Origin of the sequence: Flavobacterium sp. MFBS3-15 (assembly GCF_026107645.2) — a bacterium.
Classification (GTDB): Bacteria; Bacteroidota; Bacteroidia; order Flavobacteriales; family Flavobacteriaceae; genus Flavobacterium.
In genome coordinates this window covers 184,881-210,532 of the sequence record NZ_JAPCHV010000003.1, presented here as the reverse complement: position 1 = coordinate 210,532, position 25,652 = coordinate 184,881, and the positions used below count along the sequence as shown (strand labels likewise).

Here is a 25,652-nt window from a genome sequence, read left to right as displayed (position 1 = left end):
CCCCTACTCGTCCTTAAACCAGGAAGAATACATCACATAATTATTGGAGATGCGGCCTATCTCTCCGGCAAAGTCGGAGGCGTTGATGTCCTTTACCTTTTTAGCAGGGATGCCGGCATAAATGGTACCCGACTCCACCACGGTATTCTGCGTAACCACCGCGCCGGCCGCAATGATGGTATTGCTTTCGATGACACAGTTGTCCATCACGATGGCACCCATGCCGATAAGCACATTATCCTTAACCGTACATCCGTGAACAATGGCATTGTGCCCTATCGACACGTTATTGCCTATCACGGTGGGGTGCTTTTGGTACGTACAGTGAATGACGGCGCCATCCTGAATATTTACCTTATCGCCAATCTTAATATAGTGCACATCGCCCCTGATGACGGCATTGAACCATACGCTGCATTGCGAACCAAGCGAAACATCCCCTACTATGGTAGCATTCTCTGCTATAAAGCAATCCTCGGGTATTTGCGGGTACTTCCCGTTTACTTCTTTTATAACCATGGCTGTAAAAAAATCGTCCCGATAATCGCTTATCGGGACGGAATTAATAATATGTAGTCTATAATTAGTTAACTGCAGGACAGTTACAATCCCATTTCTCCCTCTTACAGAACAGGTTGATACCAAGCGTGATCTGGTGAAACCCGCTGTTATCAAACTTAACATCGCCGGTAAGGTAGGAATAGGTGTAAGCAAACATGAAGTTCTTATAGTTCACACCGATGATAGGCGTAAAATATTGCAGGTTTTGCTCAGAAGTACCGTTGCCGTCTACATACTGGGCACCGTCAAGGCTCCTCCTGTAAGACAGGCCTCCCCATAGCCTTCCGAAGTCCATCTCCTTATACACTTTAAGGTTTACGTCGATGGTCTTTTCCTTAGTTTCGTCAACAGCCTGGAACATGATTGATGGTTCCCACTGAAGCGTTTCCTGCGCGCCGAATACATATCCGGCAGAGATAAGGTATTTTTTAAGGTTGTCGCTTTCGATATCAGTATAAATATCCCTCTTGCTGGCCAAAACGTTCTTGGCGGTAAAGTGGGCAAAGAAATCAAGGTAGTGGTAAGAAGCCCCGATATCTACGTTGAAGTAAGAATCCTTCTGTTGCATACCGCCATCTACGATAGGGTCGAATTCAGGATCGAACTCGCTTTCGTCAAGTCGGCTCTGGATAAGGCCGGCACTCATACCGAATGAAAGCATGTTCAAATCGGCATCGTTACGCGAAAAGCGGATATGGTGGGCATAGGTTAGCTTGGCACCTGTTTGGGAGTGGTAGCCGTTTTTGTCGTTGAAGGCAATGATACCTACACCCGACTGCTCGCCCAACGCCGTGTTGAAGCTGAGTGTCTGAAGCTGCGGAGCATCATCCTGGCCAAACCATTGCTGGCGTGCGGTAAGCCTAATTTTGGCACAGTTTGCCGCCCCGGCCATTGATGGATGTATCAGATAATAGTTGTCTGACAAATAATCTGAATAAACCGCTATACCTTCTTGTGAAAAAGACATTTGCGCTACTAGCAATCCAAAAATCAGGTAAATCTTTTTAAAATTCATGTTAACCTTATCGTTTAATTGAGATGACTTTATAACCATTCCCGGTAACATTCCCATCAGGTAACGGTTGCATGCCACAGCTATTTTCCCTTATGCCGCGCACCTTTTCCTTTCGGTAATTTTACATAGCGGTCAAATATATAAATTTTTTATTTTAGGTTGGTAATTTAATTGTAAAAATGCCGCCAATTCTGACGGCATTTTTATATTTAACATTTTTCTTATCGTTTGAGTGCAAAGTGGGCCTTAAATTCCCGCTTTTGTCCGCCAATAGTGTACTCTACGGTAAACCAGTAATCGGTTGCAGGCACGGCTGCCCCGTTGAAAGTACCATCCCATCCTTCACCTTCGGCACTGATTTGCTTCATCAGTTTTCCAAAGCGGTCAAAGATATAAATCTTCGCATCTTTATTCTCTTCCGTATTCAGGCCAAAGATGTTCCATGTGTCATGGTATCCGTCGCCGTTCGGGGTAAAGAAGTGAGGATAGTCGATCGGGCTTATCCCGTCAAGGCCGAATATCAGCTCCAGCTCATCACATGGGTCGGCTGTCGCAACATCCCTCACACGTATCGAATGCCCGTTTGCATCTTCTCCCGGAGGATATGGAGACACATTTTCAAACACGTTTGAATTTTGCCACGGACCATTGTCAAGGCTGTATTGGTATTCGCCGTAACCCTGCACCAGCACTGTTATTACCTGGTTGTCGCCAAACGGATTACCCACTACATAACCATAGTTGATAGGGCTTGCCGGGCCGCTCCTTTCAATAACAACCGGAGCGACAGGGTCAGACACGCAGCCGGTAGCACCGGTAGCGATTACAGTATAGCTGCCCGGGTCAAGCACGGTTAGCGTCGGACTGTTTTCGCCTGTCATTACAACGCCATCCTTATACCACACAAAGGTGTGGGAAGCATCCAGGCCTGAGTTGATGACAGCAGGACGAACATTATCGCCGGTCACAAAGTCGATACAAACCGTAGTATGGTCGGTTGTAAGCACCGGCGCAGGCAGGCGCTCTACAAACAGTTCAAGGGTAGTTATGTCATAGCATCCGCTTACGGTAGACTCATTGGTCACCCTTACCCATATCATTTGGTAATCCGGGGTGCCTTCATACGCTGTAGGGTTTGGTATGGCATTTTCACCCGCTTCGGCATCTTCCATGCTGGTATAGTAAGTCACACTGTAATTTACCGGGCTTTGCGTTCCGAGCACTTCCGGCTCAACCACGGTAAGGTCGAAGGCAAATACGCCATCGTTATCCCCGTCATAGTCACATTCAAAGAACGTAGTGGTTACAGGGTTGGCAATTGCCGCCTCTTCAACCAACAGGGTCAAAGGCGCCCATGTAACACATTCGGTTTCGTCATTCGTCACACGTACAAATATGTTCTGCACATTTGGCGAGCTTGTATTGGTGTAAACGTAAGGCATGGCTATGTTATTGTTCATGTTGGCCATGCTGCTGTAGAACCTGATGGTATAATCATCAGGGTTTACGCCTTCGCCCAATATCTCATCCATGTGCGTATTGAAATCGAATGTAGCGATACCATCAGTATTCTGCTCACAGATAGCGTATGGCTCGATAACGCCGGCCTCACCCAGTTCAGGAAGCATGTCGACAATGATCTCGAATGACACTATCACGTAGCACACGGGGTTTGCCGAGTTGCCGGTATTGGCCTCCGCCCGTACCCAAATGGTCCTGCTGCCACTGTTGTAAGCGGTATAGTTGACTATCGGGTTCTCACGGTTATCAGCATCTTCAAAGCTTTCATAATAGGTCAGCACCATTGTGTTGTCGCCATTCCTTATATCGGCTGCGGCATCGCTCAGGTTGAATACCTCCATGCCATCCGGCGAGCTGTTCACATCGCAAAGCCTTAGCGGGTCGGCCGCAGGGTCCGGCTTAGGAAGCGGCAGCACATTAATCGTCAGCGTAGTATAGCTCTTACAGCCGTCTGTTGTGGTAACCATCACATACAGTGTTTTAGGGTTACCCAGCGGTGGCGGCGGGTTGGTATATGCGGTAGCATCGTCAACCGCAGGTGTTGTCGGGTCAAGGCGCGGGTCGCTTTCAAAATAGGTCACGACATTGCCGTGGCCTATGCCGAATTGGCCCAGTATCTCGTCATCCTTAACGGTCAGGTCAATGGTTGTCTGCGCATCGTATCCGTCTTCATCATAGTCGCACACGGCAAGCACCGTAGGCGTAGTAAGTGCCAGCGGCTGGTGCAGCTCCAACTGGAAGCTCTCAATGCTGAAACACTCGGTATCCGGAATCTCTACGCGTACCCATATCGTTTGCCCGTTCGTGCCGTAGTAATGCGACGGGTTGGTAATCCTTGGTGCACCATTGATAGCATTATCCTCTGTCGTAAAATATTCTATCGTTACGGTTGTCGGAGCTACATGTTCCAGTATAGGTGCGTCCTGTACCGTCAGGTCAAAATACGCCCTGTCATCCTGCCCGTTGTTGTCCTGGTCGTCACACTGTACAAGGTCGATAAGGTCTTCCGGTGCCGTTGGTGCCGGTTCAACAATAAGCATTATGGTATAAGGCTCCTGCCTCACACAGTTGCTCACGGTATTCCTTACCCTTACATACAAATATTGCATGCCCGGGTTTACGTTGTGGTAGTTGGACAGGTCTTCTGTTATCGGGTTAACCCCATCAAGGGCATCCTGGTACGTCAGGTGGAAGGTCACCTCAAGGTTTGGCGCATCGTTCACCATGTCCTCCACAAGGGCTTCAAGGTCAAACTGGCCAAATCCAAGGCCTGTAGTATCACAGGTAGTAAGTTCTTCCTGCGTTGGCAATACCAGTACCGGCATCGGCTCTACCCTCACATCGAGCAGCACGATCCTGTAGCATCCGGTTTCCTCTACGGTTGCCCTTACAAATATGGTCTCTACCGCAACTGAGTTGGTATACGTCTCAGGGTTCAGTATCTGGCTTGCGCCTGTTCCTGCTACCGCATCGTTGTAATCCTTAAAGAATGTCACGATTATGCCATCCTGGACACCCGATGGCGTAGTGATGATTTCCGGTATTTTGGTAGTAAGGTCAAACTCCTCTACCTCATCGCCCGGGTTGTTTTCATCACAAACGGTAAACGGCACCGGCGGGTTGGCTACCGGAAGCGGGTTCACGATCAGTTCCACATCTACTTCATCAGTACATCCTGAAACATTGTTAGTCACCCTTCCAATGATTACAGCGCTGCCGCTGCTATAGCTTGCCGGTGTAGGTATCTGCCCAAGTTCGTCATGGAATGTCACCGTAAACAGCGCAGGGTCATGCGTGCCCAATATTCCTTCCTCAAGCGTGGTAAGGTCAAATACTGCAATGCCATCAGTGTCGTTGTTACCGTTGTCGCACAGTATGTACGGCTCCGGCTCAACAGCTACCGGCGAAGGCTCCACTATCAGCTGCAGCTCTACAATATCAAAACACTCCGTCTGGTCCGATTCTACACGTATGTATATTGTCTGGATGCCATTAGTAGTATACAGCTGCAGGTTGGTATACGATGTTGTATTGGTAATGATGTTATTCATCGCCCCGTAGAAGGCATCGTTGTATGTTTCAAAAGGTATGGCCGTAACCACGTTGCCCAGCTGCGCCTCTATGAGTGCAAGCGTTGGCTCCAGGTTAAAGTCGGCCTCCAGGTTATTATCCGGGTCGCACGAATGTATAGGATCCGGCTGGGTAGCTATTGGTGCAGGCAGCACCTCAAGGTCTACAGTGCCTATCACGATACAATGTGTCACCACATCTTCAATCCTTGCATAGATGGTAGCCGTTTCAGACAGGTACATGGCCGGCAGGTAATCGTCAAGCCCCAGCTGTGCCTGGCCCAGCGTTTCATAGTAGGCTACCGTTACGCCCGATGCGCCCATGGTCACATCCTCATCTATTTCCGAAAGGTCGAATAAGCCCTGTCCGGGTTCTTCTTCACAGGCATAGTAGGGCTCCAGTGCTGTCGCTACCAGCGGAAGCGGGTTCACGATCAGCTCAAGCTCAACTACATCATAGCATCCGGTATCGTTATTGGTTACCCTTGCAAATACGCTTCCGTTGCCGCTGTTATGGTTGGCAGGGTCGGTATCCGGCTCGATGTTGCCCGCGGCATTTCCTGCCGTGGCATAGAAGGTTACTGTATATTGCGCCGGATCAAGCCCGCCAAGTATTTCGTCAACCTTTGTTGTCAGGTCAAACACCTCAACACCATCAGGCGAGTTGTTATCGTCACACAGCACGAATGGCTGCGGAGTAGTTGCTACCGGCGACGGGTTCACCACAAGGTTTAAAGGCACAATGTCGTAGCAGTCCGTCTGTGAGCTTTGCGCCAGCACATATACCGTTTGCACACCGCCTATTGTAAGCGCAGGTACATTGGTATAGCTGCCTGTGTTGGTAATGTCGTTCGAACCTGCTTCCGCCTCCGTAAAGTTGCGGTGAACGGTAAGCTGTACCGTATTGCCCAGTGCCGCCTGCATGGCTGCAAGAGTCGGGTTCATGTTGAATACAGCGGTGCCGTCATTTTCAGGGTCACACACTTCAATGTCATCCGGTTCCGGGGCTACCGGTGCAGGAATCACTTCCAGCTCAACCGGGGCTACCGAGATACAATCCGTTACCGTACTTTCTATCCTTGCATATATGGTAGTGGTAGCGGTAGTATAGGCCATTGGCAATGCCGGGCCTGTACCGTCCTGCGCTTCCGCTTGTGTAGCGTAGTAATCTACTATAGTTGGCGAAGCATCCACAAGCAATACCGGGGTCACTTCGTTAAGGTCGAATATCCCTATGCCCGGATCCTCCTCACACGAGTAGAACGGCTCCATGTTGTCATTAAACAGCGGCAACGGGTTCACGATCAGGTCGAACGAGCCTACGCTGCGGCAGCCTGATGCGCTTTCCACCCTCACCCAAATAGTTTGCGGGCTCGAAGTGTTGGCATAAGCATCCGGGCCAGCTATAGGCGTACCGTCTTCCAATGCGGCTGTTTCATTATCATAATAAGTTACTGTCAGTCCTGCAACACCGTTGGTTGCATCGTCATCTTTAGATGTAAGGTCGAATACCTCGATGCCATCAGGCGAGTTGTTATCGTCACATAGAACATAATCTTCTACAGCCGGTACGGCAGGCCTTGGGTTCACGGTAAGCTGCACCTCCTCTATCGAGTAGCAGTTGGTTGTAGTGCCTGTTTCTACCGCCCTGATGAATACGCTTCCTGTTGCCGATGGGTAGGCCGAAGGAGTATCGATGTCTTCAGTATTGTCCTGTGCCAATGCAAGCGTAGAGTGATAGGTTACAGTAAGGTTGGTTGCACCGTTTATCACCTCTCCGGCAGACGGCTCAAGGTCAAATACCGCTATGCCGTCAAAGTCGTCATCGCAAAGCTCCAGCGGCGTTGCCGGCACTAATACGGGCTCATTGTTTATGGTAACGGTAAATGTGTGCGTATCCGAACACATGCCGTCGGTACCTGTTTCAGCATATATGGTGATATCCTGCGTTTGGGTAATTTCAGTACCTGCGGCTATCACATTGTTATCTGCATCATAATAGCTGCCTACAGTAAGGGCAGGCAATATGTAGCTGCCGCATACGGCAATGTTATCCGGGGTATCTACTACCGGTGTCTCGTTTATGGTTACTACAAAATCATTCTCATATTCACAGGTGTATGGCGGATTACCTTCCCTCTTATACCTGTATACGGTAGTGGTAGCGGTAAGAACGTGCCCGTCAGGATATACCGTTCCGGTACCGTCCGCCGCTGAATAATAGTCGCCTTCATCAAATACAGGCAGGGTATAGCTGTCGCACACCTCGATGTCCTCAACCTCTTCAAAGAATGGCTGCGGCGTAACTATAAGGTCAAACTGCGTTGTACCAAAAGCAAGCGGGTTGGCAATTTCCTCTACCCTTACAAATATGGTTTCGGTAGTGCCGTTGTAGGTTTCAGGGCTCTCGATGTCATCTTCGCCCGATAATGCATCGGCTGCATTGTTGTGGTAGGTAATGGTATAAAGCGACATATCGTCGAAATCTTCCATCATATAATCTTCCTGCGAAGTCAGGTCGAATATCTCATGTGAATCATACGGAGCATCTTCACACACATGCATAGTTAGCGGTGCGTTAAGCGGAAGGTTACAGTCGGATATGATCAGGTTGAATTCCTTTATGAACATACAGTCGGTACCATACCTTGTTATCCTCGCATAGATCGTCTGTCCGTTTGTACCTTCAAATTCAGTAGGGAAAGGAACAGGGAAATCGTCCACAAGCTCTTCCATGCTTGTAAAGTAGTACACTTCATAATAGAGTGGGTCACCAAAGCCCGAAAGCATGGTAGCTGTATTTTGCTCCAGATTAAATAAAGCCGTATCATCACCATCGCTGCACGCTGTAAGGTTTTCAGGATCTACAGACGTATCGGGCGGATAGTATTCAATAATAATATCCTGCCTTATATTACAGTCAGGCGATGCGGCGGTGCTGGCCAAAAGCGTATAAGTACCGGGGCCGTCTATCGTCAGTGTTTCGGTAGTTACCGGGTCATCATTGTCATCAACAACCAGAACGCCATCCTTTTCCCATGTATAAAAATATTCCACGCTTCCGCTTACGGTAGGTACAATCTCGTATACATCGCCGTCGCAAAGTGCGGTATTGGCTGCAAAGGTTATGTCTTCCGGCAGTTCCGGCTGGCCAATATCGAAACTTCCCGCGGAAAGGAATACGGCTGAGTCAAGGGCATTATCATTCCTGTCGGCAATTACCAATTTGATATGGTATGTTGTACCCGCATCAACATCAGACTCAGCTGTCATAATGGTAGTCCTTCCGTTAAAATTAATAGGGGCAGTCGAGTTGGCGGCCTGCGGATAGAAAGCAGCGAAATATTGTTGGTTTTGTGACGCGCAGTTATTGCCCGGAGTATTATACAGTGAATTCCTGATTGTTGTAACCGCTATAGGTGTGGTGGTATTAGGAACTAAGGCGAGGTTGGTCGTTACCCCGGTAGTAGTATTGGTCAAAAAGAAAGCGAAAGCATCAGAAAACTGACACTGGTACTGACCATATTCTTCTGAGGCAAAAACGAAGTCGAAGCTCATGTGCGGTGCCAGCGGAACAAAGTCAAATTCAATTTTTGTGGCATTTCGATGCGCAGAAAGTCCCGGGTCTATACCCAGTGACTGGATGTAGTTGAATAATTGATCATCCTGACAACAGTTAAATTCACCGGTAGATAGCTGGCTTGTATTGTGAGCACCGGCCTGCATCGCATCACCTGTCATGAGTATGATCCCGCTCTTTACCGGAAAAGTGGAGTTGTTTTTCTTGAAATAGCCTATCCCCATATCACCGGGGCCGGCACTCCATGTAATATTTGAAATATCAACGCACTGGATATCGATAAGCACATCCCTTACCAGTTCTTCAATAGAGTATTCATTCCTCGTAACAGTAACATGTGCCGGGTTAGGCTGGTCACTGTCCACACAGCCAAAACAGCCCGGTACAGGATCCGGAGTATCTGAAGTTACTGTTACCGTATTCTTCAGCTCGGTAGTTGAAGCAACATAGTTATCCGGAATAGTAACATTTACCGTATAAATTACACTCTCACCGGCAGGCAGGATGTCTATGGTATTCTGCAGCATCCCTGATCCCGCGGCACCGTTACCGCTCCATGTAAACACAAAAGTGTTTACCGGCTTAAAGTCTTCTACATATACGTTGTAGGCATCACTTGGCCCCGGGTTAGACACCGTGATGGTGTAGGTAGTTACCGTACCTTGGTCGTACTTGTCCTGCCCATTGGTTTTTAACGTTACAATATTAGCCAAAGGATTTGGTGTGGCCGTAACCGAACAGCCAGGACAGGCAGGAACAGGATCCGGGGTACTACTGGTTACATTAACGGTATTGGCAATGTTGGCTTCCTGGTCATACCCGCTTGGTACCGGAACGGTTAAAGTATAAATTACCGTTTCACCCACGGCAAGAACCGGTATGGCATCTGCAAGGTTGCCGGTACCCTCTGTCCCGTTGCCGCTCCATGTTACATTGGCTACAGGCAGCCCGGCAGGTATCATGTCCTGCACCGAAACGTTTTGCGCCTCAGTAGGCCCCTGGTTGGTTATGGTTATTTTATATACAAGATCGGTTCCCGCAGTATATTGGTTATTAGCGGAAGATGTAATCACTTTAGTCGTTACCAGGTTTGCCGACCCCTGTATGTCGGTGTCCGTACAAGCCGGGCAGGCAGGCACAGGGTCTGCCGTAAGGCTGGTCACCTGCGTTTCGCTCACAAGGTTGCCTGTATAGCCTGCAGGGATTCCTGCAGTTATGGTATAGGTTACCGTTTCTCCCGCTGCCAGCTCATCAAGAACATCGGCAAGCGCGCCGGAGCCTGCAGTGCCATTGCTGCCTGTCCATGTAAAGTTGGTAATGCCGGCAGGAACCGCATTGCTTACATTTACGTTCAGTGCAGTATCAGGTCCCTGGTTGCTCACGGTAACGGTATATACCGTTGTTGTACCCGCAATGTATGTATTTTGTCCATTGGTATTGGTAACCACTATGTCGGCCTCATCATCATTATTGGTATCCGTATCCACACACTGGGTGCATGAAGGGTCAGGATCTGTAACCACTGTAGCCGAGGCCTCACTTATCAGGTAACCATCATAATCGGCAGGAACCTGCAGTGTAACTGTATAGGTAACAGTCGCCCCTGCTGCCAGCGTAGCAATGGTATCTTCAAGGGCTGCATCCGTACCCGAAGATCCGTTGCTGCCCGTCCAGTCAAAATCGGTAATGCCTGCAGGAACAGCGTTTTCAACAACAACGTTCACAGCATCGGCCGGGCCGTTGTTTGTTACGGTCACGGTGTAGACTGATTGGCCTCCCGCAGTATAATATGCCGATCCGTTCGTGTTCACGACAACAATATCGGTTGCATTGGCGCTGTTAAAGTCACTATCAACGCACCCGGCACAGGTCAGGTCAGGGTCATCCGTGTCGCTGGAAACTACCGTTGCCCCGCTCACAAGAAAATCCTCATCATAATCTGCCGGAATCGCTATGGTTATCGTATAGGTAACCGACTCTCCTATCGCCAGGGCAGGAATCATATCGGCAAGCGGTACATCCGTGCCTTCAGAGCCATTGCTGCCTGTCCATGAAAAAGCGGTTATTCCCGCAGGGATGGCATTGGCCACACTCACGTTTTCCGCATCCTGCGGACCCGCGTTGGTTACCACTACGGTATAGGTAGCTGTCGTTCCCGCCGTGTAGGATATCTGGTTATTGGTGTTTGAAATTACAATGTCGGCAAGCGGCACGTCATTATCGGTGTCAGTACAGCCTTCGCAGGCAGGATCCGGATCCAGCGTATCGCTTGTAACTGCCGTAGTGCTTACCAGCGACGGTTCCGAATAATCCGCAGGCACGTCAAGCGTAATGGTATACGTAACTGTTTCACCCACGGCAAGCAAAGGTATGTCATCCGACAGCGGCTCGTCCGTCCCTTCAGACCCGTTGCTTCCCGTCCATGAAAATGAGGTTATACCTGTTGGGATGGCATTTTCAACACTCACATTTACCGCATCCGACGGGCCGTTATTGGTTACCGTTACGGTGTATGTAGAAGAAGCGCCCGCCACATAGCTGTACTGGTTGTTGGTATTCACCACCACAATATCGGCCGCAGGAATGTTATCGGTATCCACACATTCCTCACAGGCAGGCACATGATCTGTAGTATCGCTTGTGGCAGATGCCGTACTCACCAGTGTAGGCGCATTGTATCCGGCAGGCACATCGAGTGTTATGGTATAGGTCACCGTTTCGCCCACTGCCAGTGCAGGCAGGGTGTCTTCAAGCTGCACATCCGTACCGGAAGAGCCATTGCTCCCTGTCCAGGAAAAAGACGTGATGCCTGCCGGAATGGCATTTTCAACCTCAACGTTGGCGGCCGGCGAAGGGCCGTTATTCGTTACGGTTACGGTATATACCGAAGAAGCTCCCGCAACATAATGGGTTTGTCCGTTGGTGTTAACCACCTCTATGTCGGCAACAGGCGCCGGGGTATTGGTATCTGTACAGCCTGTACATGCCGGAACAGGATCGTTCAGGAACTGTGCACTGGTACCTACCGTATGCAAAAAATCACCTGTAGTACCCAAAGGCACCACAAGTGTCACCGTATACGTTACCGACTCGCCATTGGCAAGGGTTGCAAGAGTATCATCAATTGGGCCTGTTCCCGAAGTACCGTTGCTGCCCACCCATGAAATTTCAGTTACTCCTGCCGGCAGGACACCGTTTACATCAAGGTTGTTTACGGCAGCAGGGCCGTTATTGGTCACCGTTACGGTATATACAGATTCTTCTCCGGGTGTATAGGTCGTTTGCCCGTCTGTATTGGTGACTAAAATGTCGGCAACCGGTGGCGCCGTATCGGTATCGGAGCACTGAGTGCATCCCGGCACCGGGTCGGTCACCGAGACATTCAGGGAAGTTGTGCTGGTAAGGTTGCCCGTATAGTTTGCCGGCACACCTACAGTGATGGTGTAGGTAACCGTTTCGCCCACAGGCAGTACATTAAGCAGGTTGTTAAGGGCAACATTGTTCCCTACAGAGCCATTGCTCCCTACCCATGAAAACTGGGTGATCCCCGCAGGTATGGCATTAAGCACCCTTACAAGGGTCGCATCTTCGGGGCCGTTGTTCGTTACGGTAACCGTGTAAACCGAGTTTTGTCCCGGTATATAATGCGCCTGGTTATCGGTATTCACTACCACAAGGTCCGACTGGGATGCATAGGTTACACGCACCGGGTTTATATCCAGCTCGTAGTCGCTCGGTATCCTTATATTGATCGTAAAGCTCACAGTCTGGTTCACTGCAAGCGTAGGAATGGTATAGCTAAGGTTCACATTCATGTGGACAGGCTGTACGGCCGGTGGCGGAACATATTCCAGGCTGGTAGTCCACCAGAATTTGTTAATGCCCGGCGGCATCGGAATGTCGGCCGGAATCGGCATGTACACCAGCACATTGGAAGCAGGGTCAGGACCTGTATTGGTCACCATTACGGTATAGGTCATCACATCACCCTGAACATAAGTACCGTTAGGATTGGTGCTGAAAACTGAGATGTTTGACTGGGCATTTGCCGCAATCGTTCCCAGAGCCAATAAGAGAATTAGTAGTAGTTTCTTCATATAGCAGTTTTTAATATAGGCCGGTTGTTAACAACTTGTTATAAATTGCTGAACAAACAGTTAATAGGTACAAGGAATCAAATATAAATATTCAGCAATACTTTTAGATGAAAATTTATAAAAATCACAAATTCATTGAAAATCTTTACACAAATAACTGATGTGATTAGTATATTTTATGAATAACATTTCAAAAGCTCCTAACCCTACCCTCTTTTTTCAATTTTTTTTATGCTAATTTTGCATAAAATTAAAGAAGACATGGAAACCGTAACTATAAAATCTACCCAAAACCCTGCTATCCTGAAGTTTGAGCTTAGCGAATTCATTGCCGGCAGCAGGAACTTTGAGTTTAAAAATATCGACGAGACCGCCAACTCACCTTTGGCAAAGCAATTGTTCTACCTGCCGTTTGTAAAGACCGTATACATATCGGGTAACTTTATCGGGATTGAGAAATATTCCATCGTGGAATGGGAAGACGTACAGGATGATGTAGCCGAGCAGATCGCGAAATTCATCAACGATGGCGGCATGATCGTGAAGCAGGACGAGGAGACTTCAAAAAAAGTACCTTCTACCGTATATGTGGAAACCACACCCAACCCTGCCGTTATGAAATTTGTTTCGAACAGGCTGCTGAGCAAAACAACGGCCGAGTTCAAGAACATTGACGAAACGGCCGCATCGCCATTGGCTAAGGAACTGTTCAAATTCCCGTTTGTGAAGGAAGTGTTCATCGACGAGAATTATATTTCGATCACCAAATATGCCATAGCCGAGTGGGATGAATTCACTGCCGAAGTGCGCACATTCATCCGTGAATACATCGAGCAGGGCAAACCTATCATAGACGAGTCAATGATCCGGGCTACACCACAGGCCGAAAAACAGAAGGAAGAATATTTTGACAGCCTTGACACTACCTCGCAACGCATCATCAACATATTGGAAGAATACGTGAAACCGGCAGTACAGGGCGACGGCGGCAACATTGCCTTTGACTCCTATGATGAAAAGGAAAAACGCGTAAAAGTGATACTGCAGGGCGCGTGCAGCGGATGCCCGTCATCAACCTTTACGCTGAAAAGCGGTATCGAGAACATGCTGAAAGACATGCTGAACGATGAAGATATAAAAGTAGAGGCGCTGAACGCGTAACACTATAATAAAGAAAAGCCCTTAATCGGGCTTTTTCTTTTTGTCATCATTTTTATCTTTCTCAACTTTTTCTTTTTTCACCAGCATATTGGTCTTTTCGTTGTAAACCGCCTCCTCTATTTTTTTACCGGTTTTGCTGAACACCTTTATCTGTGGGTCTTCATGCGTTCCCGTTACAACAATTGGCACACCAATTAGCCCTGCCGGCGGAAGCCCCAGGCGTATCCTCAGGTCAAGGAGCCCGTCAAAGCTGGTTGTGCCTTTTATGGTTGGCCTGAAAACAGCTACTTTAAAGGTAAAGTCGTCAATACGCACCAGGTTGTTATCTATCCTGGTTTTTATGGTAATATCCTTCAGGTTGGGGTTGTCCATTTCTTTAGAGCCCGTTTTATCACTGATGCCGCCAAACAGCTTTAGCCCAACAACTTTTACATCCCTTACCGAAATTGTACCGCCGCCTTCCAGTGACGGCATGACAGGGCTCATGTTGCCGTCGAGGTCGCCCTTTATCTTATAATCTACCGAGATGATGCCCTCGGCTTTTTCAGCCGCAGTCACCAGGTCGTGGAAAAGCGGTATCTCTTTATACGCCCGTTTGACGCTGAAATCTTTTGCCCTGAAGTGCCCTTCAAAGTTTGCAGCCGTTGGCGATTCACTTTTATAGCCTGCATCGATATTTACTGTACAGCCAATGATGTTGAAGTTGGTGTTTTCCAAATACAGCCGCCCTTTATTGATACCCACTTTGCCAATCAGGTTATTGAGCACCAATCCTGTGTATTCCACTTTATCGGCATTGGCCACAAGCGACACATTCAGGTTAGTGGGCAACACCACCACCCCGCTCATTTTCGGGTTCTCCTCTTTGGCATATTCCATCTTTGCTTTGCGGTCCCTGTTCTCACCTTCTTCCAGTGCCATGAACTCATCCACATTAATCAGCTTCGACTTCAGGTTGAAATTACCGGCCAGCGTGCCATTCGATTCCAGAAAGTAATTGATGGTATTGAGCAAATAGCCGTTGATGGCAAAATCCGATTTGCCATAGGCCGCTTTAAACTTATCAAACCACATCTTTTCATTTTGAAAAGTAAAATATCCCTCATTAATGAAGAAGGCTTTCGGGAACAGTTCCGAAGTGGTCTTTATGTTTTTCAGGATGAGGCTGCCCTTGTTGTCCAGCTTCCCATACTGCCCGGTGGTGGCATAGCTCTGCCGGCCTTTCAGTGCAAGGTCGGCTTTTGCATAGCCGGTAACGTCGAGACCTTCCTGTTTAAATACTTTGTATATGCGTCCCACGTTCAGCTCCCCTTTAATCCGTGCATCATAGAATAAATCGGCAAAATCTGACACCGTGGCATTCACATACACCGGGTTGCCCTCAAACACGAATGATGCGGGAGTGACTGCCACCTTCAAATCTTCAAAGGTGCCGTTTCCGTTTTGCAGGCTGGCGACAAATGTGATGCCGGTAATCGGGTTGGGATAGTAGTCGGTTTTCAGCCAGCCGTTTTGCAGGTTGATGCCGCCTTTCGCTTTGGGAAAGAGTTTCTTTTCGGTATTATACTGACCGTTTGCCACAATATCCATTTTCAACAAGCCTTTCAAATCCATGTTCTGCAACCCAAGCGCCGCATCCAGGGTCTTAAGGTCGAGAGCGCCTTTTACATCGGCTTTTACATCCATTACACTCAACCCCTTTGTTTGCAAAAAGGCATGGAAATAATCCTTCTCCCCTACCTTGAAATCAAGCTTCCGAAGGTTGATGTTCAGCTTCTCCGCATCGAGCGAGGGCAGCATGGCATTCAGGTCGAGGTTAAAGTCGGTAAGCGGTACCGGGGCATCGGCATATTCTACCGAACCATCGGTCACTTTGAGGTTAAAGCCGAGGTCGGGCTGCTGGTTGGTCGATGCATTATACCGACCTTTGAAGGTAAACAGCAAATCGCTCCGGCCCTTTATTTTGGTTTCCTCGAGCCAGGTAAGGTATTGCGGTGGAAGTACAGACAATAAATCTTTAACCGTGGTATTTTCCGATGCGGCATCGATATTGATATTGTAGCCGTCCCTCAGTATCGTAAATTCGCCTGTAAACTCAACCGGAAGGCGGTTGATGCGCAATTCGTTCTTTTGCAATATGAACGAAAGCGAGTTGGTATTGATGCGGGTAATCAGGTCGGCACGCACCCGTTTCTTTTCCAGGTAGGGAACCCGGTCGTAATAAAAGTCCACTGAGTCGATACGAGCGTCCGTCTGCAGGTCGAAAACGTCCTCACTGAGGTCGCCCTTGCCTACATAGTTGAAACCATAGGCATCTACCAGTATCTTAGCCGAACGGTCGTTATAGCGTATGCGGCAGTTGTCGAGGTCGATGCGGTCCAGCCTGATGGCGGTGCCTTCGGAGAGCGTATCCTTCGGTTGGTCTTTTTCGGCTACATATACATTATAGTTGGCCTCCCCATTCCGGTTCACCATCACATTGATGAATGCGTCTGACACGTACAGCTCATCTATCTTGACCTCATTATCAAATATCAGCCTCTTCAGGTTGATGCCAAAAGCCACCTGCTCGGCTTTCAGCAAAGTATCATTGGCAAACGGCGCCGAGCCTTTGAGCGAAAGGTCGTCCAGCGAAACAGTAAGCGATGGGAAATGGGTAAAGAACGACAGCCTTGATTTAGAGAAGTTCAATTCGCCCGCAAGGCTTTTGTTGGCGAGCCTTTTAACCTGGTCCGATACCGTGCCGGGAAAAAACAACGGAATGAGGAACATCAGCAAAAGTATGGACACTATCGTAATGCCAAGCCACTTGCCTGTTTTCAGCGCTATATTTTTTACGGATGCTCTCATGGCATTCTTGTTTAATTCTTAAATAAAATTAGATTTTTCCTGTTAATAAGGCTTGCTATTTAACTTGATGTTAGTATTGTTACCCCCTATTTTCATAGTAAGCATCCGTGTTATGCAGGCCGGGGGAACACGCCCTCGCAGGTATTCTATTTTTATATGCCGGTCACACAATATCTTACTATCTTTACAGTTCATTTTAAAACGGTAAATCACATTAAATGGCTTCAAGGAAATCACGTCTCACCCGCATGAAGGTACTCAGCATGTTCTCGGTGGTGCGTGGCTACAACATCCCCATCATTGCCCTGGCGCAGTACCTGTCGGCCATTTTCATACTGGCCCCGGAGGAAAGGGCGCTCGATGTTATCCTCGACCTTAACCTGTTTTTCATCGTATTGGCCTCGTCGCTCACCATCGCTTCGGGCTATATCATCAATAATTTTTACGACGCACAAAAAGACCTCATCAACCGCCCCAAGAAATCCATGCTCGACAGGCTGGTAAGCCAGGGTACCAAGCTAAGGGTGTATTTCCTGCTCAACTTCATCGTGTTCCTTTTGGCATGGCTGGTGTCGTGGCGGGCAGCCTTGTTCTTTTCGGCCTATATTTTCCTGATATGGCTTTATTCACACAAGCTTAAACGCTACCCGCTCATTGGTAACCTTACCGCTGCCCTGCTTGCGGTGCTGCCTTTTTTCGGGATACTGATGTATTTCAAGAATTTCTACCAGGTGATATTTGCCCATGCCACCTTCCTGTTCCTGCTGATCCTCACAAGGGAGCTGATAAAGGACCTTGAAAACCTCAAAGGCGATATCGTGGCCGACTACCGTACCATACCCGTAATGTTCGGCGAGCGCACAGCAAAAGCGGTCATTATGGGGCTTACCTTCCTGACGGTCATTCCTGTTTTCCTGCTGATAGACGTGTACGATGTAGGCTATATGGACATCTATTTCTATAGTGGCATGATCGTGATCATTTACTTCCTGAGCCTGCTCTGGAAAGCCGAAAACCAAAAGGATTACCTGCGACTGCACAACATCCTGAAATTCCTAATCGTTACCGGCGTATTCTGCATTGTGCTTATAGACCCGTCAGTAGTGGTGCATGGCAGGAAATTGCTGTCCATGATATAGATGGCCGACTAATCGGCAAGCTATAAATAGGCGGAATTCTATAATCTGCCTCATCCGCATTCCAAAAAAAATTAAACTATCTTTGCCAAAATATTCTACAAATGAACAATGGCAGTAACAGGGGCGGCGGCCCGGGAAGAGGCAATAGCGGCAGGGCAAGGAAAGCAGGCGCAGGCCCGTCGAAACCGATGAATAAGGCACGCAAGCCAAAACCTGCGGCAAAACATGAAGATGCAGATGCAAATAAAGGCCCGAAAAAGGCAGGCTTCATAAAAGGCAAAGGTCCTGTTGACAGGAAGCCGGCAGCGCCGAAACCCGCAGCCAAAAAAACCAATCCGGACGAAATTCGCCTTAACAAGTACATTTCCAATTCGGGCATGTGCTCGCGCAGGGAGGCCGATATCTACATACAGTCGGGCAACGTTAAGGTGAACGGCAAGGTAGTGACCGAAATGGGCCACATCGTAAAGATTACCGACGAGGTAGATTTTGACGGTACACGCATCACGCCTGAAAAGAAGGAATATATCCTGCTTAACAAGCCGAAGAACTTTACAACTGCCGGGGATGATGAGAAAGACCTGCGCAATGTTATGGAGCTTGTACGTGCCGCAACAAAGGCCAAGATACAGCCGATAGGGCGCATGGATAAGAATACCACCGGGCTTCTTATTTTTACCAACGATACTGATATGGTGCGCAAGTTCTCGCAGCCCAACCAAAAATCGTTCAAGATCTACCAGGTATCGCTTGACAAAAACCTGAAGTTTGAAGACCTGGAGAAAATGTCGCAGGGCGTAACGCTCGACGGGCACAGGCTCTTCATAGATGAAATCAGCTACATAGAAGGCGAAGCCAAGACCGAGATAGGCCTGAAACTGCGTACGCCAAATGTAAAGGTAGTACGCGCCATATTTGAAAGCTTTAATTATGATGTACTGAAGGTAGACCGTGTATCGTTTGCCGGCCTGACCAAGAAGAACCTGCCGCGTGGCAACTGGAGGTTCCTTACCGACCAGGAAGTCATCAACCTTAAAAACGTTTAAGCAGTGCAGCCACGCGATATCGAACACATAGCCATGAAATGGTTTGAAGCCTTCAATGCCAAACAGCTTGACCGCCTGCTTGACCTTTACACCGAAGATGCCGAGCATTTCAGCCCCAAGCTAAAAATCAGGCAGCCGGAAACCGGAGGCATTGTAAAAGGACGCGAAGCCATGCATGCCTGGTGGCAGGATGCTTTTGACAGGCTGCCTACGCTGTATTATAAAGTCACTTCGCTTACCGCTAATGACCACCGCGTATTCATGGAATACACCCGCACCGTACAGGGCGAAGACGACATGCTTGTTGCCGAAGTCCTCGAAATAAAGGATGGCAAGATAGTCGCTTCAAGGGTATATCATGGGTAATATCTAAAACGAAAATATACCTCTAAATACAGTAGAGCCGTTGCAATGCAACGGCTCTTATCGTTTTTATTAAAGAATCAGACGTTGCGTGCAACGTCTCTACAAAGTTTTTCCGAGTTTATAAAACTTTGCGGCTTTGTTACTTTTCAACTTTGAAACTTTCCTTCCCCAACCCCCTCTTCCTCAGCAATGGCTGAATCGATGGCTCTGCCCCACGGAAGGTGCGGTACATTACATCGGCATCGGCGGTGCCGCCCTTTTCGAGTATGTTGGTGCGGAAGGACCGGGCTGTAGCCGGGTCAAACAATGATTTTTGCTTAAAGGCATCGAACGCATCCGTGTCCAGCACTCCCGACCAGATATAGCTGTAATATCCCGCCGAATACCCTCCGCTGAATATGTGGCTGTAATAGGTGCTCCGGTAACGCGGAATGATAGATGAGGGAAGACCTATTTTATTCATGGCCGCTTCTTCAAACGGCACGATGTTCTGCGTAAGCGCATCCGTTAGCGTATGGTAGTTCAGGTCGAGGTAAGAGGCCGCAAGGTATTCTACCGTGGCAAATCCCTGGTCGAATGTTGCCGATTCCTGTAATTTTTGTATCAGCGCATCCGGAATCACTCCCCCGGTCTTGTAATGTTTAGCATACATCTTCAGCACTTCGGGTTCAGCAGCCCAGTTCTCCATGATCTGCGAAGGCAGCTCCACAAAGTCGGTTGGCACGCTCGTACCCGACAGGCTCTCATAGGTAACATTGCTCAGCAAGCCGTGCAGTGCATGCCCAAATTCATGGAAGAAGGTTGTGGTTTCATCAAACGTAAGCAATGCAGGGTTGCCTGCCGTAGGCTTCGAGAAGTTGCACACTATGGAAATTATCGGCGCAATGCGCTTACCGTCGGTTATTTTTTCCTTGCGGTAGGAGGTCATCCACGCACCACCCCTTTTGGAGGCACGGGGAAAGAAGTCCATGTACAGCAGCCCAACGTGCTTGCCGTCTTTTTCCGAGACCTCCCAAACGGTCACGTCCTCATGGTATTTTGGCACGTCGTTCAGCTCTTTGAATTGCAGGCCATACAGATTTTTCGTTACCTCAAATATCCCGTTGCGCACATTATCCAGGCTAAAATATGGCTTTATCTCCTGCTCGTCGAGGCTGTAGCGTTCCTTGCGTATCTTCTCGGTATAGTAGCGCCAGTCATATGGCTGTACATTATCTTTTATCCCATCGGCTGACATCATTTTCCTGATGTCGGCCTCCTCTGCTTTTGCCTTTTCCAGCGCCGGCTTCCAAAGCTGGTCCAAAAGGCTGTACACATTTTCAGGTGTTTTGGCCATACGCTCTTCCAGCACATAATGCGCGTGAGACGCATAGCCTAAGAGCCTTGCTTTTTCGCTGCGCAGGCTGGCCATGTGCACTACATTGGTGCGGTTGTCCAGTTCGTTGCCATTGTTCCCCCTGTTTTGGTAAGCCATCCATATCTTCTTGCGAAGCTCACGGTTGTCGGCATATTGCAGGAATGGCATTACACTGGAATTGTGAAGGGTAAAGAGCCATTTGCCCTCTTTTCCCGCGGCCCTCGCATCATCGGCAGCAGTCTGCACCACCTCCTCCGGAAGCCCGGATAAGTCTTTTTTATTATCAATGACCAATTGGTAGGCGTTGTTCTCGGCCAGTACATTATCGCCAAACTTCAGCGATAGTACCGACAGCTCACTGTTAATGGCGCGCAGCCTTTCCTTCTGTTTGGCATCAAGGTTGGCGCCACTGCGTAAAAAGGCTTTGTATTTCTTTTCCAAAAGCTTGGCCTGCTCGGGTGTCAGCTTCAGGTTCATCTGCGTATCCCAAACCTTTTTTACACGGGCAAACAGCTTATCGTTAAGGTAGATGTTATCGTTGTGCTTTGATAGCTCCGGCGCCAGTTCCTGGGCTAATGCCTGAAGGGTATCGTTGGTGTTGGCCGAAGTGATGTTGCTGAAGATGGTATTGACCCGGTTAAGCAGCGTACCCGAAGTTTCGAGCGCCACTATGGTATTCTCAAACGTAGGGGCGTCCTTGCCTGCCGCTATGGCATCGATCTCCCCCTGATGCACGCGTATGCCCTCAAGGATGGCGGGTTTGTAATGTTCATTTTTAATGAGATGGAACGGCGGTGCCTGGTAAGGCGTTTCGAAAGCGGCGAGCAGCGGGTTATCGTCGCCTATGGTTGCGGGAGTGTTCATTCGGTTGCAGGATAATAATGTTGCGCCTGTTACGGCAAGTAAAATTGCTGTTTTTTTCATGTCATTGGGCTTCCGTTATGGAAAAAGTAAAGTTACCCCAAACAACGCAGAAATCCAAGGTATTGTGAGGAATTGCCCGATTAAATGGTGCAGGATGTTATTTATCTGCGATGGCTTTCAGCTTCCCTCCTGCCAGCATGATGATAAAAATAATGAAAATGAATACCATGATATTCAGCAGTCCATAAGACAGTAGTCCGGGAAACGCCGGAAAATTAAGCCACAGGCTTCCGTGTGTGCCGAGCGCCCAATGGGAAAGGTACCGTACAAAAAGATCGGAAGGCAGGATAAGCAGCAGCAATGCAAAAGTGATGAGCGCCGCCTTTTTCATGTATAGTTTTTTGATCCAGAACAGCTGGCTGAGTACCACGGTCATGGCCGGCGGAAAAAAAGTGAAGAGCATATAGGCCGGTGCCGAAACATTGGATGTGTTGTACGAAGTCCCGTCAAAAAAGTAGGTATATGCATCTTTGGCCGCCAGCAGGAAATAAAAGATACCTGCTATGCGCACTGCCTGTACAGCCGTGAGTATAAAAAGGTCTTTGACTGCTATGGCCTTAATATTGGAAGTCCTTACAAGGGCGAGAATGGGAATGACAAACCCGAAACCCACAAATACGGATTTCAGCAGAATGTTCAGGATGTCAGTAACGCTGTGCACGGGTTAGAATTGATACACTACCTCCAGTTTATGGCCTTCCAGCGATTTTTTGGCTTTTTCGAGGTCTTCGGTAAAGCCCAGGATGTAGCCGCCACCGCCTGATCCGCAAAGTTTCAGGTAGTAATCGTTGGTATCGATGCCCTTTTGCCAAACCGAATGGAACTGCTCCGGTATCATCGGCTTGAAGTGGCTCAACACTACTTTGGAAAGCTTCTTGGTATTAGAAAAAAGTGATTTGAAGTCGCCATGCAGGAAGTTGTCCACACAGGCGTCGGTATATTGCGCGAATTCTTTCTTGAACATATCGCGGAAGCCCTGCTCCTTGAGGCTTTCCATGAAAATGGAAACCATCGGTGCGGTCTCGCCTACAATACCTGAATCCAACAGGAATACGGCTCCCTTGCCCGTAGTGCTTTGGCTTGGTATGCCTGTGGTCTCTATGTTGTCCTGGGAGTTAATCAATATTGGAATGCTCAAATAGCTGTTGAGTGGGTCAAGGCCCGAACTCTTGCCATGGAAGAACGACTCCATCTGCCCGAATATCTTTTTGAGGTGCAGCATCTTGTCCCTCGTCAGGTTTTCCAGCACGGTTATCTTGTCGTTGGCATAACGGTCATAAATGGCCGCAACCAATGCACCGCTGCTGCCCACGCCATAGCCCTGCGGAATGGTCGAGTCGAAGTACATGCCTTCCTCAAGATGCTTGTTTAGCGTTTCAAGATCAAAGGTAACCAGTTCCGGCTGCTCCTTTTGCAGCGTTTCAAGGAAAGCCGCAAAACGCTTCAGGCTGGCATTGGATTTTTGGGCTTCCGCCGAATCCTTGCCTTCTATCTTGAGTGCGCCGTTGTAAAAGTTATAGGGAATGGACAATCCTTTAGAATCCTTAATGATGCCATACTCTCCGAAGAGTAAGATTTTCGAGTAAAATAAAGGTCCTTTCATGTTGTGCTATTGAGCTATAAAGGTACGATAAAAACGTTAACTTTTTAATTTTAGTATAATCTTAACGCGCCTGTTCCGATTTCGTCGCAAATGTACTGGTTGTTCTGGCAGTATGCAAGCAATTCGGCTTTAATGAAATCCAAAACTTTTACTGCAACGTTTTCAGGATAAAGCACATGCACGTTGGCTCCGGCATCGAGCGTAAAGCAAACCGGTATGCCCGTATCCTGCCTGAATTTCCATATCCGGTTAATGATCTCAAGCGTGTTGGGCTTCATTAGTATAAAATATGGCAGGCTTGTCATCATCATGGCATGCAGCGTGAGCGCCTCGCTTTCGGTAATCTTTATGAAGGCATCCACATTTCCTTCTACAATCGCCCTCTTCATGGCTGACAGATTTTCATGTGCCTGTTCAAAGCGCCTTTCGGCAAAAGGGTGGCCGTGCATCAGGTCGTGCCCTACGGTACTGCTCACCTGCTTTTCCCCTTTGTCTACCAGAAGTATGGTATCCTTGTAATTCCTGAATACCTCATGCACTTTACCGGCAAACGGCACCCCGAAAAGATCGGAACTCCCTTCGATTTCCGCATGCGCACCCCACACCACGACTGCGCCGTTGATGCTGCGGCAGGCACTGCCCGAACCCAAACGGGCAAGGAAAGAAGCCTTTTTATAGAAATATTCGTCGGTTATATCCGGATACAGGAGGCGCTCCAGGCTCATGAGGTTCATGGCCAGTGCCGCCATGCCCGATGCCGATGATGCTATGCCGGAGCTGTGGGGAAATGTATTTCGGGTATCAATAGTAAAATGGTAATCCTTTATAAAAGGGATATACTGCGCCGTGCGTTCAAAAAATTTCTCAATTTTCGGACGGAAGCTGTCCTTGGGCTGCCCTTCAAACAAAAGATCGAAGGATATTCCGCTAACATCCTTCTTAGGTTCATAAGCAAGTTTGGTAACCGTCTTGCACTCGTTAAGCGTAAAGCTGATGGAAGGGTTGGCCGGAACCTGGTTGGCCTTTTTGCCCCAGTACTTTACAAGGGCAATGTTGCTGGGGGCGCTCCATTCAAAGCTTCCTTCATCTGCTATTTTGCTATATGCTGAAGGGATAAAATCCTTTTCGGTCATTGGGATTGATTTTGGGCAAAGGTAATTATTTTAGTTTGGAGCCGTTTCACAAAGTTGCACAAAGGAGACGTGTGCCTTCGTGAAACAACTGCTACAAGCTTTTCTCAAAACACACACTGCTCGCCACACCCGCGTACTGTCCGTAATTATCGGTCTGCGAATAACCGCTCTTTTTATAGAGGCCGATAGCTTCAGGCATTTTTATGCCGGTTTCGAGTATGCATTTGCCAAAGCCCAGCTCTTTTGCCCAATGCTCCAGTTCGTGCAAAACCGCTACAGCCACACCCGATCCACGATGCTCCAAAGGCACGAACATGCGCTTTACCTCGATGGCAACATTGTCATAGGGCTTTATGGCACCGCAACCCACAGGCGCATCTTTTTTGTAAGCCACAACCACGTGCCTCAGCATATCGATCTTGTTGAACTGGTGGAAAAAATCATGCTCATCGCCATCGCGGATGGCAAGGTCTTTATCCAGCTCGCGTACGAGGTTTTGGAAGTCGATGTCTTGTGAGGTTGTTCGTTTTAAAGTGATCATTTCTTATACGTTTAAATTCGTACTGAACCCCTAAAACCCCGTGCCGCATAATAGGATTCAGCACCATTGTGGTAATAAAACACCGTATCATAGCGACGGTCGCAAAACACCGCGCCGCCCAGCTTGCGAATCTCTGCAGGTGTAGCCGCCCAGCTTGAGGTTTTCAGGTCGAACTTACCGAGCTGCTGCAGCTCGCGGTATTCTTCTTCGGTAAGGATATCAATGCCCATTTCCGCAGCCATGCCCACTGCGCTGTGCCCCGGCTTGTGCTCCTTGCGCGACTCCAAAGCCTGGTGGTCATAGCACACACTGCGGCGGCCTTTGGGGGTTTCGGCAGCGCAGTCGTAAAAAATGAACTCGCCTGTTTTTTTGTCAACACACACTACATCGGGTTCACCGCCGGTTTCTTCCATCATGTCGAGCGACCACAGCTTGCCGGGATTGGCTTCCAGCCTTTCCTGTACCTTTTCCCATTCAATGCCTTTGTGGCGGTGCATATTTTTTTCAAAGCGCGCTTTCAAAACACTAAATAGTGCATCGCGCTGGCCTTGTGATAGTTGTTTTTTAGTTCCCATATTGTTTGTTTGTACGATACCAAATTTACTAAAACCATTTATCATATTTTTCACACACAAATGTAAAATTCTGCCTAATTTTACTTCATGGAAAATCCGCAACTCTCCTTAACG

General features: G+C 48.4%; 14 protein-coding genes. 4 read left to right on the top strand and 10 right to left on the bottom strand.

Features of this window, described 5'->3' with window-relative positions:
- Nucleotides 1–3 precede the first annotated feature (3 nt).
- The 3 genes from OGH69_RS04590 to OGH69_RS04580 all read right to left on the bottom strand — a co-directional run bounded on the left by OGH69_RS04590 (nucleotide 4) and on the right by OGH69_RS04580 (nucleotide 12,843).
- A complete protein-coding gene (locus tag OGH69_RS04590; protein WP_265173272.1) occupies nucleotides 4–519 on the bottom strand; it encodes a gamma carbonic anhydrase family protein in 516 nt (171 codons plus the stop codon).
- A 64-nt stretch (nucleotides 520–583) separates the two neighbouring features.
- Nucleotides 584–1,576, bottom strand: a complete 993-nt coding sequence (locus OGH69_RS04585; RefSeq protein WP_265173271.1) for a PorP/SprF family type IX secretion system membrane protein — start codon at nucleotides 1,574–1,576, stop codon at nucleotides 584–586.
- Nucleotides 1,577–1,797: 221 nt separating this feature from the next.
- On the bottom strand, nucleotides 1,798–12,843 hold the full coding sequence (locus OGH69_RS04580; protein ID WP_265173270.1) for a choice-of-anchor L domain-containing protein: 11,046 nt from the start codon (nucleotides 12,841–12,843) through the stop codon (nucleotides 1,798–1,800).
- A 261-nt stretch (nucleotides 12,844–13,104) separates the two neighbouring features.
- Here OGH69_RS04580 and OGH69_RS04575 point away from each other — a divergent pair, with 261 nt between their 5' ends.
- Nucleotides 13,105–14,004: a NifU family protein gene (locus OGH69_RS04575; RefSeq protein ID WP_265173269.1), complete on the top strand. Its 900-nt coding sequence runs from the start codon at nucleotides 13,105–13,107 to the stop codon at nucleotides 14,002–14,004.
- Between the two features lie 21 nt (nucleotides 14,005–14,025).
- On the opposite strand, the gene OGH69_RS04570 is transcribed toward OGH69_RS04575, so the two are convergent.
- On the bottom strand, nucleotides 14,026–16,854 hold the full coding sequence (locus OGH69_RS04570) for an AsmA family protein (protein ID WP_265173268.1): 2,829 nt from the start codon (nucleotides 16,852–16,854) through the stop codon (nucleotides 14,026–14,028).
- Nucleotides 16,855–17,072: 218 nt separating this feature from the next.
- Here OGH69_RS04570 and OGH69_RS04565 point away from each other — a divergent pair, with 218 nt between their 5' ends.
- The 3 genes from OGH69_RS04565 to OGH69_RS04555 all read left to right on the top strand — a co-directional run bounded on the left by OGH69_RS04565 (nucleotide 17,073) and on the right by OGH69_RS04555 (nucleotide 19,405).
- Nucleotides 17,073–17,993: a geranylgeranylglycerol-phosphate geranylgeranyltransferase gene (locus OGH69_RS04565; RefSeq protein WP_265173267.1), complete on the top strand. Its 921-nt coding sequence runs from the start codon at nucleotides 17,073–17,075 to the stop codon at nucleotides 17,991–17,993.
- A 101-nt stretch (nucleotides 17,994–18,094) separates the two neighbouring features.
- A complete protein-coding gene (locus OGH69_RS04560) occupies nucleotides 18,095–19,039 on the top strand; it encodes a pseudouridine synthase (protein ID WP_265173266.1) in 945 nt (314 codons plus the stop codon).
- Nucleotides 19,040–19,042: 3 nt separating this feature from the next.
- Nucleotides 19,043–19,405: a nuclear transport factor 2 family protein gene (locus OGH69_RS04555; protein WP_265173265.1), complete on the top strand. Its 363-nt coding sequence runs from the start codon at nucleotides 19,043–19,045 to the stop codon at nucleotides 19,403–19,405.
- Between the two features lie 139 nt (nucleotides 19,406–19,544).
- Here the strand turns inward: OGH69_RS04555 and OGH69_RS04550 are convergent, their stop codons facing one another.
- The 6 genes from OGH69_RS04550 to OGH69_RS04525 form a co-directional block, all read right to left on the bottom strand.
- Nucleotides 19,545–21,686, bottom strand: a complete 2,142-nt coding sequence (locus OGH69_RS04550) for a M3 family metallopeptidase (protein WP_265173264.1) — start codon at nucleotides 21,684–21,686, stop codon at nucleotides 19,545–19,547.
- A gap of 97 nt (nucleotides 21,687–21,783) precedes the next feature.
- Nucleotides 21,784–22,347: a hypothetical protein gene (locus tag OGH69_RS04545; protein ID WP_265173263.1), complete on the bottom strand. Its 564-nt coding sequence runs from the start codon at nucleotides 22,345–22,347 to the stop codon at nucleotides 21,784–21,786.
- A 3-nt stretch (nucleotides 22,348–22,350) separates the two neighbouring features.
- Entirely contained in the window at nucleotides 22,351–23,289 is a 939-nt protein-coding gene (locus OGH69_RS04540; protein ID WP_265173262.1) for a mevalonate kinase family protein, read from the bottom strand.
- A 50-nt stretch (nucleotides 23,290–23,339) separates the two neighbouring features.
- Entirely contained in the window at nucleotides 23,340–24,422 is a 1,083-nt protein-coding gene (locus OGH69_RS04535) for a diphosphomevalonate decarboxylase (protein ID WP_265173261.1), read from the bottom strand.
- Between the two features lie 91 nt (nucleotides 24,423–24,513).
- Nucleotides 24,514–24,963: a GNAT family N-acetyltransferase gene (locus tag OGH69_RS04530; RefSeq protein ID WP_265173260.1), complete on the bottom strand. Its 450-nt coding sequence runs from the start codon at nucleotides 24,961–24,963 to the stop codon at nucleotides 24,514–24,516.
- A gap of 11 nt (nucleotides 24,964–24,974) precedes the next feature.
- Nucleotides 24,975–25,538, bottom strand: coding sequence for a DUF4256 domain-containing protein (locus tag OGH69_RS04525; RefSeq protein ID WP_265173259.1), 564 nt, complete (start codon nucleotides 25,536–25,538; stop codon nucleotides 24,975–24,977).
- Nucleotides 25,539–25,652: the final 114 nt, after the last annotated feature.